The 12,589-nt window shown below is 40.6% G+C and carries 15 protein-coding genes; 6 read left to right on the top strand and 9 right to left on the bottom strand.

Annotated elements, in window-relative coordinates; genetic code table 11:
• Positions 1 to 190: 190 nt before the first annotated feature.
• From ychF to rpiB, 6 genes are read right to left on the bottom strand one after another with little or no spacing between them, the layout of a single operon-like run.
• Positions 191 to 1,294, bottom strand: coding sequence for a redox-regulated ATPase YchF (gene ychF, locus F3G66_RS05840; RefSeq protein WP_149707440.1), 1,104 nt, complete (start codon positions 1,292 to 1,294; stop codon positions 191 to 193).
• Positions 1,294 to 2,745: a leucyl aminopeptidase gene (locus F3G66_RS05835; protein WP_149707439.1), complete on the bottom strand. Its 1,452-nt coding sequence runs from the start codon at positions 2,743 to 2,745 to the stop codon at positions 1,294 to 1,296. Before F3G66_RS05835 ends, ychF begins: the two co-directional genes overlap by 1 nt.
• The gene (locus F3G66_RS05830) at positions 2,726 to 3,331 is read right to left on the bottom strand and encodes a DedA family protein (protein WP_021083652.1); all 606 of its coding nucleotides are present in this window, start codon (positions 3,329 to 3,331) and stop codon (positions 2,726 to 2,728) included. The genes F3G66_RS05835 and F3G66_RS05830 overlap by 20 nt, the downstream gene beginning before the upstream one ends.
• Before the next feature lies 1 nt (position 3,332).
• Positions 3,333 to 3,881 (bottom strand): adenine phosphoribosyltransferase, encoded by a 549-nt coding sequence (apt, locus tag F3G66_RS05825; RefSeq protein ID WP_107708931.1) that lies wholly within the window; start codon positions 3,879 to 3,881, stop codon positions 3,333 to 3,335.
• Between the two features lie 20 nt (positions 3,882 to 3,901).
• Entirely contained in the window at positions 3,902 to 4,234 is a 333-nt protein-coding gene (locus F3G66_RS05820) for a hypothetical protein (protein WP_002939538.1), read from the bottom strand.
• Positions 4,231 to 4,674, bottom strand: coding sequence for a ribose 5-phosphate isomerase B (gene rpiB / locus F3G66_RS05815; RefSeq protein ID WP_149707438.1), 444 nt, complete (start codon positions 4,672 to 4,674; stop codon positions 4,231 to 4,233). The genes F3G66_RS05820 and rpiB overlap by 4 nt, the downstream gene beginning before the upstream one ends.
• A gap of 110 nt (positions 4,675 to 4,784) precedes the next feature.
• Here rpiB and F3G66_RS05810 point away from each other — a divergent pair, with 110 nt between their 5' ends.
• Positions 4,785 to 6,170: a DUF4139 domain-containing protein gene (locus tag F3G66_RS05810; protein WP_149707437.1), complete on the top strand. Its 1,386-nt coding sequence runs from the start codon at positions 4,785 to 4,787 to the stop codon at positions 6,168 to 6,170.
• An 18-nt stretch (positions 6,171 to 6,188) separates the two neighbouring features.
• On the opposite strand, the gene F3G66_RS05805 is transcribed toward F3G66_RS05810, so the two are convergent.
• The 3 genes from F3G66_RS05805 to folD are packed head-to-tail and all read right to left on the bottom strand — an operon-like array spanning position 6,189 to position 8,603.
• Positions 6,189 to 6,848: a site-2 protease family protein gene (locus tag F3G66_RS05805; protein ID WP_223154221.1), complete on the bottom strand. Its 660-nt coding sequence runs from the start codon at positions 6,846 to 6,848 to the stop codon at positions 6,189 to 6,191.
• Positions 6,835 to 7,740, bottom strand: coding sequence for a signal peptidase I (lepB, locus tag F3G66_RS05800; RefSeq protein WP_149707436.1), 906 nt, complete (start codon positions 7,738 to 7,740; stop codon positions 6,835 to 6,837). The genes F3G66_RS05805 and lepB overlap by 14 nt, the downstream gene beginning before the upstream one ends.
• A 2-nt stretch (positions 7,741 to 7,742) precedes the next feature.
• A complete protein-coding gene (gene folD, locus F3G66_RS05795) occupies positions 7,743 to 8,603 on the bottom strand; it encodes a bifunctional methylenetetrahydrofolate dehydrogenase/methenyltetrahydrofolate cyclohydrolase FolD (RefSeq protein WP_149707435.1) in 861 nt (286 codons plus the stop codon).
• Between the two features lie 83 nt (positions 8,604 to 8,686).
• On the opposite strand from folD, the gene F3G66_RS09820 reads away from it, so the two are divergent.
• From F3G66_RS09820 to F3G66_RS05770, 5 genes are read left to right on the top strand one after another with little or no spacing between them, the layout of a single operon-like run.
• Positions 8,687 to 9,292, top strand: a complete 606-nt coding sequence (locus tag F3G66_RS09820) for a c-type cytochrome (RefSeq protein ID WP_149707434.1) — start codon at positions 8,687 to 8,689, stop codon at positions 9,290 to 9,292.
• Entirely contained in the window at positions 9,289 to 10,572 is a 1,284-nt protein-coding gene (gene hemL / locus F3G66_RS05785) for a glutamate-1-semialdehyde 2,1-aminomutase (protein WP_149707433.1), read from the top strand. Before F3G66_RS09820 ends, hemL begins: the two co-directional genes overlap by 4 nt.
• The gene (locus F3G66_RS05780; RefSeq protein ID WP_149707432.1) at positions 10,572 to 10,850 is read left to right on the top strand and encodes an AtpZ/AtpI family protein; all 279 of its coding nucleotides are present in this window, start codon (positions 10,572 to 10,574) and stop codon (positions 10,848 to 10,850) included. Before hemL ends, F3G66_RS05780 begins: the two co-directional genes overlap by 1 nt.
• A complete protein-coding gene (locus F3G66_RS05775; protein WP_223154220.1) occupies positions 10,801 to 11,355 on the top strand; it encodes a hypothetical protein in 555 nt (184 codons plus the stop codon). The genes F3G66_RS05780 and F3G66_RS05775 overlap by 50 nt, the downstream gene beginning before the upstream one ends.
• Complete coding sequence (locus F3G66_RS05770; RefSeq protein WP_149707430.1) at positions 11,345 to 12,589, top strand: MFS transporter; 1,245 nt, start codon at positions 11,345 to 11,347, stop codon at positions 12,587 to 12,589. Before F3G66_RS05775 ends, F3G66_RS05770 begins: the two co-directional genes overlap by 11 nt.

Below are 12,589 nucleotides of genomic sequence, written 5' to 3'. Positions count from 1 at the left end.
ATAAAACCCATATTTATATCACGGGGCTAATGGTATTTATACATTGTTTGTAGAAAAATTATGTATCAATAAAGATATTAATAAGACATAAGATAACTTAGTATATTTTTCAAAAGAATATAATAAGGAAGTTTTGAACAGCCCAAGGATTAAATATTTTTTGACTATTTAGCCCAAAAGAGGGCTAAAATTAAACATTAAACCTAAAGTGCATAACATCGCCATCTTGTACGACGTAGTCTTTGCCCTCAAGTCTCATCTTGCCAGCCTCTTTAGCTCCGTTTTCGCCGCCATGTGCGATGTAGTCATCATAGCTTATCACTTCAGCTCTGATAAAGCCTCTCTCAAAGTCGTTGTGGATGACGCTTGCTGCTTTTGGCGCTTTCCAGCCATTTGTGATCGTCCAAGCCCTTACTTCAACGACGCCAGCGGTGAAATAGCTTATCAAATTTAGCTTAGCAAAAGACGTTTTGATGATCTTCTCAAGTCCGCTCTCACTCGTGCCAAGAGATGCCAAAAACTCGTGAGCCTCTTCGTCGCTTAGACCTATTAGCTCCTCTTCGACTTTGGCGCAAAGCTTGATCACCTCGTGGTCTGAAGCTTTAGCATACTCTTTTAGCGCTTTTACAAATTTATTATCTTCGCTAAGCCCCTCTTCATCAACGTTTGCGCCATAAACTACCTCTTTTGCGCTTAGAAGCCTTAGCTCTTTGTTGAGTGCCAAAAATGCCTCGCTATCTCTTTGCTCAAAGCTGCTTGCGCTTTTGCCATCGTTTAAGTGAGCAAGAAGCAAATTTGCTACCTCAAGCGCCTCTTTAGCACCTTTTGCATTTGCTTTTGCCTCTCTTGTGAGCTTTTCTATCTTTTTGTTTAACTGCTCGATGTCAGCTAGTATCAGCTCGGTTTGGATGATCTCGATGTCTCTTACCGGATCGACGCTGCCCTCGACGTGAGTAATATTTTCATCTTCAAAGCAGCGAACGATGTGTAAAATAAGCTCGGTCTCCCTAATGTTTGATAAAAATTTATTGCCAAGTCCCTCACCAGAGCTCGCCCCTTTTACAAGGCCAGCGATATCTACGAATTCGATGGTTGAATATTGAATTTTATTAGGATTAACTATCTTTGCAAGCTCATTTAGGCGCTTATCAGGTACTGGTACGATAGCTTTGTTTGGCTCGATCGTACAAAATGGATAGTTTGCGCTCTCGGCATTTTGCGCCTTTGTAAGTGCGTTAAATGTCGTTGATTTACCCACATTTGGTAGGCCTACAATTCCAACTGAAAGTCCCATCAATTCTCCTTGCTAAGTGCTTGTAAAAAGTATAAATTCATCCTAACGCCAGCCCCGCTCGCACCTGCTTGGTTGTATCCCCAAGCCTTTTCGCGGTATGCTGGACCTGCGATATCAAGGTGTAGCCACTTATCTTTATACTCATCTTTGATAAATTTGGCTAGAAACATGCCAGCTGTGATCGCGCCGCCATATCTGCTTGAGGCGCAGTTGCTAACGTCTGCGATCTGGCTTTTGATGAGCTCACTAAGATAAGGGTTAAAATCAAGTATAGTCGCTAGCTCGCCGCTATCTTTTATCTTGTTTTTAAACTCATTTTTTAGGCTCTCGCTGTTGCCCATGATGCCTGTTGTGTATTCGCCAAGTCCCACGACGCAAGCGCCAGTTAGGGTTGCCATGTCGATTAGGATGTCTGGCTTAAAGTCTTGCGCGTAGCTTAGGCAGTCAGCCAGCACCAAACGTCCCTCTGCGTCGGTGTTTCTCACCTCTATGCTAACGCCGCTTCTTGAAATAAGCACGTCGTCTGGCTTATAAGCGTTGCCGCCGATCATATTTTCAGTTGCACCTAAAATGGCGTGAATTTCAAATGGTAAATTTAACTCTGCTGCACCTTTTATGATGCCAAGAGCTGCTGCTGCGCCGCTTTTGTCTGATTTCATAGTAAGCATATAATCAGCCGGCTTCAAGCTAAGTCCGCCGCTATCGTATGTTAGGCCTTTGCCGACAAAGATGATGCGTTTTTTAGACTTTTTAGGCTTGTATGTTAGATGGATGAGCCTTGGTTTATGCACGCTTGCGCGATTTACCGCCAAAAATGCGTTCATATTCTCTTTTGCTAGAAATTTCTCGTCATAGACCTCGCACTTTATGCTGGCGATATTTTTGGCTAAATTTAAAGCGTCTTGCGCCATCTTTTGCGGTGTGTAAATTTCTGGGATTTCATTTACGATATCTTTTGTGAAATTTGTAGCATTTGCTATTATCTCTGCCTCTTTAAAGCCCTCGTTTGCTGCCTTTAGATCGACCTTTTTGCTAGAAAATTCTTCAGTAGAAAAGATGATCTCTTTTAGGGTGTATTTCTCTTTTTTCTCTTTATATTTATTAAATTCATAGCTCCCAAGCAAAAAGCCCTCAGCAAGTGCTTCAAAGCTTAGTTTTTGGCACTCCACTACGTAAGAAGCTAGCTTTATACTCTTAATGTTTAGTGACTTTAGAGCGTTGTAAGCTTTAGCGGCTGCAACTCTAAACTCGTCAAGATCAAGCTTAGAAAGTGGCACGTAAGCCCTTTTTGCCTCACTTAGGATGAGGACGCTATCGCCTTTGTAATTATTAAATTTAATAGCCTCTTTATCGCCTATAAATTTATGTTTTAAGTCCTTATCTACTACGAAAATTAGTTCAATATCAGCTTTTATATCTTTTAATTTCTTATCAACTATTTGAAACTGCATGTCTTCTGTCTCTCCTTTCGTTTAAAATTTTATTTTCGATGCGCTTAAATGTATATATCAAAAGCCCCATAAATATGGCAACCACTGGGATAGCGACGTACCAGTGCTCTTTTGCTTTTTGAAGCAGCACTAATATATGCTCGCCAAGTATCCAAGCAGGTATGGTGGTGATCGCCGCCCAGCACCAAGCGCTGATCAAATTTATAAAGGCATATTTTTTAGCATCATAGCCAGTAAGTCCTATGCAAAGCGGTATGATGACACGAAAGCCATACATATAGCGTTGCAAAAAGATGATCGGCCAGCCGTATTTTTTCAGCATTATGTGCGCTACTGCAAATTTTCTCCGCTGCGTGTGAAGCCTTTTTGCGATGTATTTTTTATTGTAACGGCCAAGGTAGAAGTAGATTTGATCTCCCACAAAGCCTCCAAGTCCAGCCACAAAGATAGCAAGCGCGATGTGCATGTGCGTGGTGTGAGCGAGAATTCCAGCCATTATTAAGGCCATCTCGCCCTCCATGATACACCAGACAAAAAGTATGATGTAGCCGTACTCTTTAAGCAGTTCTATAAAAAACTCTTCCATTCTAAACCTCTAAAACGCTGTAAATTTTAGTAAGCGACTTTAGCTTTTCGCTACCTTTTAGATCGACTAGATCTATGAGAAAGCACGCCTCTACGCAGGTTGCGTTAGTTTGATTGATAAGCTCGACTGAAGCCTTTGCAGTGCCACCAGTCGCGATGAGATCGTCCATCAAAAGCACTCTAGCGCCCGCTTTTTCACCAAAAGCATCGATGTGAATTTGTACCTCATCGACGCCGTATTCTAGGCTATATTTTTGAGAAAGTGTGATAAAAGGCAGTTTTTTTGGCTTGCGAATAGGCACAAAAGGTAGCCTTAGCCTCGCTGCAAGCGCTGCGCCAAAGATGAAGCCACGAGACTCGATGCCAGCGATGTAGTCGATATTTGCACCCTCATATCTCGCCACCAAATGATCTATCAAAAAGTTAAATGCCTCTTTGTTATTTAGTAGCGTCGTGATGTCACGAAAGACTATGCCAGGCTTTGGGAAGTCGTTTATGCAGCGAATAGAGTTTAGTAAAAATTCTCTTCCATTTTGATCTAAAATTTTCATAAATTTCCTTAAATTTGATGTTAAAGTAGCGCTTCGATTTTGCCTTCAAGCTCACGTATGCGTTGTCTTAGCTTGTCGTTTTCTAAACGGTACTGGGAATTTCTTGTGCGAAGCGAGGTCACGTCGTTTTTAGTTTTGTTTAGCTCGTCTGTTAAGATGTCGATGTTACCGAGGCTTCGCTGAAGTTGGATCTGAAATTTTCTTATGACGACCTCGGTGTCTTGGAGGTTATTTTTCATAAAATCTTTTGTCGCACGCTCTTTTTTTAGAAGCGTTTTGAAGTAAAAAACCATAACAGTTAGGTAGATCGCAGCACAAACAAGAGCGGTAAAAACGATCCACTCGCCTATCATTTGGCTTCCTCAAGCTCTATTTTTTTAACTCTTCTTTCGTGCCTGCCGCCTGCAAACTCTGTTTTTAAAAATGTTTCAAGTGCTGCTGTAGCCACGCCAGCTCCGATAACTCTTGCGCCAAAAGCAATTACATTTGCGTCGTTGTGTTCTCTTGCAAGTCTTGCGGTAAATTCGTCGTGACAAAGGGCGCACCTTACGTTTTCATGCCTGTTTGCAGCGATTGAGATGCCGATACCTGTGCCACAAATGAGCACGCCGTAGCAGTCAGGCTCAAGCTTGCTCGCTAGCAAATGCGCATAATCAGGGTAATCAACGCTATTTTTGTCATTCGTGCCAAGGTCAATGACTTCATAACCAAGCTTTTTTATGGCTTCTTTTAGCTCTGCCTTTAGCTCTACTCCAGCGTGATCGCAAGCGATAAAAATTTTATCTATTTTCATGAAAAATCCAATAAATTTTTTGCAGATTATAGTGAAAGTTGCATTAAAATAAAATTTTGCTTGCATGAGAGAAAAGGCTATAATTTGTGAAATTCTTAAAAGGGAAAAATATGAAAAAGACGCTCTTTTTAATGGCTTCAGTGCTAGCCTTTGCAAATGAAAATTTGATAGAGATCTACACCGATCAAACCATCATCACTCAAAAATTTAGCGACGCAAATAGCTCTTTTAGCGCCTTTGTGCCAGAAGGTGTGCAGAGTGAGAGCATCACTATAAATGGCGATTGTGACGCAAATGCTAATCTAAAAAAGATCAGCGAAGAAAATAGTCCGGGTTACATAAAATGGAAGCAGGAAGTTGCAAATTTAAGTAGCAAGATTGAGGCGCTAAATGCAAGAGGCAGGTTTATAGAGCAAGCTTTGATAGGAGAAAACAAAAGTAACGATGTGACAAAAAGAGCTGATGAGTTTTATAAATTTAGCCTAGAAAATATCGAGAAAATTTCAGCTGCTAAAAGTGAGCTTGAAGCGCTTAAAGAAAATGAGCCAAAGAGCGAAATGGCTGGATTTTTGCAGCTTGATATGAAATTTGCTTGCGACCCAAAAGAGGCGACGCTTTCATATATGGATGATGAGGCCCCAAAGACGCTAAATGAAATTTATGCAGACACAAAAAACAAAAATATCTTGATAAAACAAGAAATTTTACTCACCAACCCATTTGCAAGCGAAGTTAAAAATTTAAAGCTCGCCATCTATCCAACCAGATATCAAAAGGCGCTTGCTCCAAGTAAATTTTACCCTTGGTATGAGGAGAGTGAGGCAGAGGCTGATGGTTACGGCGCTTCAAAAAATATGCTAAGAGCTGCGAAAGTCACTGCTGAGGTCGCTGATATGCGTGTGCAAAGAGATGAGAATGAGTTTGCCAAAATTTGGAAGATAGATGGGATAAATTTAGCAAAAGGTGAGAGCAAATATATAACTTATGATACGCAAAAAATGGATGCAAATTTTAGCGTTTTTGCTGATTTTTACGGTTCGCTAAAAGCATATAATGTGGCTAGCTTTAAGCTAAATGATGATCTAACGCCAGCTAAAACGCAGTTTTATGTTAATGGTGTGAGTATTGGCAGTCCAAGCGAGTTTGAGATGAAAGCTAAAGATGAGACTTCTCGGCTCTTTTTAGGACAAAACGAGCTAATCGAGCTTAAAAAAGAGCGCTTAAATAAATTTAAAAAGAGCTCGCTTCTTGGCAAAGACCGCATAAGCGAAGAGGGCTATGAGATAAGTGTCAAAAATAACTCGAGCAAGAGTGTCGATATCGCTTTGATCGATCGCGTGCCAGTCTCTGCTGACGAGTCGGTAAAGGTCGAGGTAAAGGGCTTTGATAAAAAAGATATCAGCAAAGATGGCAAGGTGGAGCTTAAATTTAGCCTTGCACCAAAAGAGGAATTTAAAAAAGAGTACTCTTATAAGATCACAAAGCCAAAGATTTAGAGCAAATTTGCTCTAAATTTAGCCATTTATAAATGCACTTACGATATCTAAAACGTATCTTGTCGGATAAAAGATAGTATCTTTTAACGGCGAAACAAGGATGATAATAAGGATGACAAAGCCATATCTTGAGATGCCCTCAAGCTTTTCAGCCAGTGCATGAAAGCCAAAATTTCTAAGTGCGTACTCGAGTGCGTGAAAGCCATCAAGTGGTGGGATCGGATAGAGGTTAAAGATGGCTAACATCAAATTTAAAAGCGCAAGCGTAAATAAAAACTGAAGTAAAATTTCAAAGGTTTCTATATTTAATAAAGCCTTTAGCACAAAAAGCGACAAGATGCCTAAGATGACGTTGTAGCAGATGCCAGCTAGACTTACGTAGATAGCTGCCTTGTAGCCGCCATTTCGCACGACTGTGTAGGTATTTACAGGCACTGGTTTTGCCCAGCCAAACATCATACCAGTGCTTAGGTAAAGTACCAGTGGCACGATGATAGTGCCAACAAGATCGATGTGTTTTATAGGATTTATGCTAAGTCTGCCAAGACTTTTTGCGGTGTTGTCGCCAAATTTATAAGCGACATAGCCATGAGCGATCTCGTGGCCGACGATGGCGATTATTAGAGAGATGACGATAGTGGCGATTTTAACTATGTCCATGTTATCAATGAAGCCCATCTACTTCGCCTTCTTTTAGAGCTTTGTTAGTGAAAAATTCGTCATTTTCTATCGTATCTACAAAACGCCCGATACGTTCCCAGCGCACATTGTAGTTCTTATCCCAGCTAAAATATATAAACCAAGGCTGACCGACTATGTCCTTATAAGCCACGCTTCCCCAAAAGCGGCTATCATTTGAGTGATCGCGGTTGTCACCTATCATGAAGTATTCATCTTTTGGTACTTTTACGTAAAATGCATTAAGGTTAAAATTTTGATTTTGCGGCAATGAGCTAATGGACACTGGCTTCATAAAAACACTATCTTTGTTTGTATTTAGCATGAAAATCATCTGCTCAAATAAATTTACATTTTCATCGTAGTGGATGCCGCTAAATCTATATGGCTCTTTTATGAAAAGCTTACCATCAAGCTCGGTTATATCGCTACATGAGTAGCCAAATTTGCTCTCTTTACCATTTAAATTTTCACGGCAGTTTGCCTTTATAAAATCATCTCCCTCTTTTGGACGCAAATATAAGGCTTTTTCGGTAAATACTATCTCATCTTCGCTTGTGGCAAAGCAGCGTTTTACAAAGTGGGTCTTTTCATCTTTTGGATAACGAAAGACGACTATATCGCCTCTTGCCGGACCATCGCCAGTTATGAGGTGACCATTGTCATTTAGCTCGGGTAAAATTTTTACCTCAAGCCATGGAATTCTTGGTGTTGGTATACCATAAACAAATTTTTTTGCAAATAAAAAATCACCAACTAAAAGCGTATTTTTCATCGAACCAGACGGGATAACAAAGGCTTGAGCTATGAAAAATATAACAAAAAGCACGATGATGACAGTGCCTGTCCAGCTTGAGCAAAAGTCATAAAATTTAGTAAAAAATTTTTTCATTATTACGCTCTTTTATGGCTAGCTATCTTAGCTTGGGCTGCAAGGATTGTGTTGTTTAAAAGCATCGCAATCGTCATCGGACCCACACCTCCTGGAACTGGCGTGATGTATGAGCATTTTGGTGCGACTTCATCAAAATCCACATCGCCCACAAGTCTACCATCATCAAGTCTGTTTATACCCACATCAACGACTACTGCGCCATCTTTTACCATGTCAGCCTTTAAGAAAAATGGCTTACCAATGGCTGCGACGATGAGGTCGGCATTTTTACAAATTTCTTTTAAATTTTTAGTCTTGCTGTGCGTTACGGTAACCGTTGCAGAGGCGTTTAGGAGTAAATTTGCCATAGGTTTGCCAACGATATTACTTCTGCCTATAACAACCGCGTTTAGTCCAGCCACATCAATGCCATACTCTTTTAAAATTTCCATCACGCCAAGCGGTGTGCAAGGCACGAAGCCTTCAAGGCCGCTAACAAGCTTGCCAACATTTACAGCGTGAAAGCCATCTACGTCTTTTGCTGGATCGATCGTTGCTAAAACGGTGTTTGTATCTATATGTTTTGGAAGTGGCAACTGCACTAAAATTCCATGGATACTATCGTCTAAATTTAGCACATTTATAAGTGCTAGAAGCTCTGCTTGGGTTGTATTTTCACTTAGGCGGTGAGCTACGCTTTTTATGCCGTATTCGTTGCAGGCTTTTTCTTTGGCTCTAACGTATGTTTGAGATGCTTTATCTTCGCCTACCAAGATAACAGCTAGGGTTGGCTCTACGCCAAATTTTTTTAGTTCTTCAGCTCTTACTTTTACGCTTTCTTTGACCTTTAAAGATACGGCTTTGCCGTCTAAAATTTTCATATTGGATCCTTATTTAAAAGCTTTTTTAATCACAAGGGTGGTATCATACCTAAAATTAAATTAAAATTTTTAAAGAGAGGTTTATGCGGTCTGTTTTTTTGTTTTTGCTTTTTTGTGTAGCGATTTTTAGTGCTGATTTTATCACAAAGACCGAATACGCCAAGATGCTCTACCTAAATCCACGCGGCATAGGATGCGACAAGTGTCACGGCACAAAAGGTGAGGGCAGTCTAATCTCCAAATACAAACACTTTGACAAAAAGGCAAACAAAACGGTTGATGATGAGCTTAGAGCGCCAAAGATAAATGATATAGAATTTGAAAGCTTTAAAGCAGCTCTAACTAAGCCAAAAGGCGTCATGCCAAGCTATTTTTTGACAGACGAGGAGACTACGATTCTTTATGAATATATTACGAATAAGATAAATACTCCTTCAAAAGCAGCAAAAGCGCAAAATTTAAGCAAGCCAGTTGCTGCTGATACGACGCAAAAACAGCCAGAGCAATCTGCCAAAGCCGCCCCTGCTACAAAACCAGCAGAACCAGCTAAAACTACCACAGCTAAGCCAGCTGAGTCAGCAAAAACCGCTACTACGCAAGCACCAAAGTCGCCAGTAAAACCAGTAACAAATCAAAAAGATAATCAAAAGACAAATTTAAAAACACAAAATCAAAAGGATAAAAAATGACAAATAAAGAGGCATTTAGCGAAGCCAAAAAATATATCCCAGGCGGCGTAAATTCGCCAGTACGTGCATTTGGTAGTGTTGGTGGTGAGCCTGTAATGATAGATCACGCCAAGGGAGCTTATCTATACGACGTCGAGGGTAAAAAATACCTTGACTTCATCCAAAGCTGGGGTCCGCTCATCTTTGGTCACTGCGACAAAGATATCGAAGAAGCGATCATCTCTGCTGTAAAACAAGGCGTATCTTACGGCGCGCCGTCACCAAAAGAGACAGCTCTAGCAAAGCTAATATGTGACGAGTTTAAGCAAATAGATAAAATTCGCTTCGTTAGCTCTGGCACAGAGGCAACTATGAGTGCTATCAGAGTGGCTAGAGGATATGCTAAAAAAGATGGACTAATAAAATTTGAAGGCTGCTATCACGGACACAGCGACGCACTTCTTATCAAAGCAGGAAGTGGCGCTACGACATACGGCAACGCTTCAAGTAGCGGAGTGCCACAAGACGTTGTGAAAAACACCTATCTGGCAGTTTATAACGATATCGAGAGTGTAAAAGCCATCTTTGAAAACAATAAAGACAAAATAGGCGTCGTCATAATCGAGCCAATTGCAGGAAATATGGGGCTTGTGCCAGCTGATAAGAAATTTTTAGAGGAGCTTAGAGCGCTTTGCGATAAATTTGGCGCTGTGCTTATCCTTGATGAGGTTATGAGCGGTTTTAGAGCTTCTCGCCTTGGCTCATATCCATTTCATGAGGTGGACGCTGATCTCATCACATTTGGCAAGGTTATAGGCGGAGGCATGAACGTCGCTGCATTTGGTGGCAAGGCCGAGATAATGGACTGCTTAAGTCCTGATGGCGCTGTCTATCAAGCAGGCACTTTAAGTGGCAACCCAGTAGCGATGAGTGCTGGCATAGCGGCGATTTCAAAGATAAATAGTGATCCAAATTTATACGCTAGGCTTGAAAAGCTTGCCCTAAAACTAATGGCTGGCTTTAAAGAGGCTGCAAAGAGTGCTGGTATCACCATCCAAACTGATGTTCGTGGCTCGATGTTTGGCTACTTTTTTACAGACCATGCCGTAAAAAACTACGACGATGCGTTAAAGAGCGATACAAAACTTTTTGCTAAATTTCACCAAGCTATGCTTAAGCGTGGAATTTATCTAGCACCTAGCCAGTTTGAAACTGGATTTGTCTGCGATGCGATGAGTGAAGCGGATATCGATCTAGCGGTAAATGCAGCCAAAGAGGCGTTTTTGGAGATAAAAGCCTAATGGCAAAATTTAAGATAAAAGATATCGTAGCGGGTGCTGAGCAACTAAGTCTTGGCGTTTCAATCGTAGTTGCGATCTTGCTTGGCACTGGACTAGGGTATTTTGTAAAAAGGGCTACAAATTTCACGCCAGCTCTTTGGATAGGCTTTGCTATTGGCATCGCAGCTGCTATTTTAAACGTCTATAAAGCTTACAAAGCGCAGATAAAAAGCCTAGATGAGCTAAAAGATGAAAGCAGATACAAAGGCTACACAAAAGACAATGATGAGGACGATTAGTAGGCTTTTTATTTGCTATTTTGCGCTTTGGCTGGCTCTTAGCGCGTTTGGCAAATTTATATCAAATCAATTTTTTATAAGCTCGCAAATTTCATTTTTTGCCTCGCTTGTCATCCTAACGGCTAGTTTTTTTGCATATAAAAACCGCATAAATTCAAGGCTAGAGAGTGCTAGAGATGAAATTTTAGCCAAGATAGAAGAAGATGATGAAGATGACGAAAATTTGGCACAAAATGAGGCAAAAGAATTTAGCCTAAAGGATGAGAAAGCAAGGCTAAAAAAGCAGAAATTTTCGTTTAAAGATAAAAGTTTCGCAGCAGCCTTTATGCCTTACCGCTTGGTGGCTTATGCGATACTTTTTTTTGGATTTATTTTTTTAAAAAATGAAAATTTACTAAATGTGTCTGGTTTTTTAGTTGGGCTTGCTCCGATGCCTATTGGTGCATTTGTTTTTGGGCTTATGGAGAATAAATTTAATACTGCAAAGGACACTGATGGCAAGTAGCTTTAGGATCATCCGCTCGATGGGACCGCTATTTTTGGGCATGAGTTTACTTTTTATCGGAAATGGCCTAGTCATCGCATCTTGCAGCGCACTTCTTAAGCAAAATGGAGTGGGCGAGCTAGAGATCGGATTAATCAATACAGGCTTTTTTGTGGGTGCGTTAATTAGTACCATTACAGCTCACAGAGTCATCTCAATTACTGGCCACATAAGAGCCTTTGCCATCTTTTCAGCCATTTTTGCAGTCTCAGCTATGCTTCATGCGGTAAATCAAAATTTAGCATTCTGGGCGATATTGCGTGCATTTTTGGGATATTGCTATTACGCACTTTTAATGGTTATAGAAAGCTGGCTAAATGCAAAAATTCCAAACAAAATAAGATCTCGTGTGATTGCCTTTTATGAAGGCGTTTTTTACACGAGTTTTGGACTTGGCATTTTGATATTAGCGCTTAACCTTAATACCTTTGAAATTTTCATCATAAGTGCAGCTTTTATCATGCTCTCAAGCATTCCATTAAATTTGATCCGTATAAATCAGCCTCAAATCCCAGAGCGTCAGCCCATAAATATCCCAAAAATTTTTGGCATAGTCCCACTCGCTCTTGTTGGCGCACTCATTGCAGGCTTAGCAATAAATGGCTTTTTTTCGATGGCAAGCCTTTTTGTTTTGCTTCAAGGATACGGCACAAAAGAGGCGTCATTTTTTATGACGGTTGCGATGATCGGAGGCTTTTTAGCTCAAGTTTTTATCGGAAGTTTTTCTGATAAATACGGAAGAAGACCAGCCTTAATTTTATGTAGTAGCGTGGCTTTGGTGAGTGCGGTTTTGTTTTTACTAAATGGCAAAAATTTGACGGTTGAATATCTGCTTTCATTCTTTTTTGGGGCTGGAATTTTTTGCACCTACGGACTTTCTTTAGCTAGGGCAAATGATGAGATCACAGATAAAACTAAAAGCGTGCAAGTCGCACGTGCCTTGCTATTTAGCTACTCTTTGGCTTCGCTTTTTTCGCCGCTTCTTATGAGCTATGCGATGAAAATTTTTGGAGCATTTGGCTTTATCTATGTTTATTTGGTGCTTTTTGCTGGACTTATTTTATTTGCGCTAACGCAAAAGACAATACCACAGCACATGAGAAAAGAGTACAACGACAGGCTCGTTGCAAGGACGGCTGGCATAGCTACTATTGAGCAAAATGGAAATTTTGCCGATAGAGAAGATAAAAAGTAA

Source organism: Campylobacter concisus, from assembly GCF_902460665.1.
In the GTDB taxonomy this organism is placed as follows: domain Bacteria; phylum Campylobacterota; class Campylobacteria; order Campylobacterales; family Campylobacteraceae; genus Campylobacter_A; species Campylobacter_A concisus_AL.
This window is presented reverse-complemented; position numbering and strand designations above follow the sequence as displayed.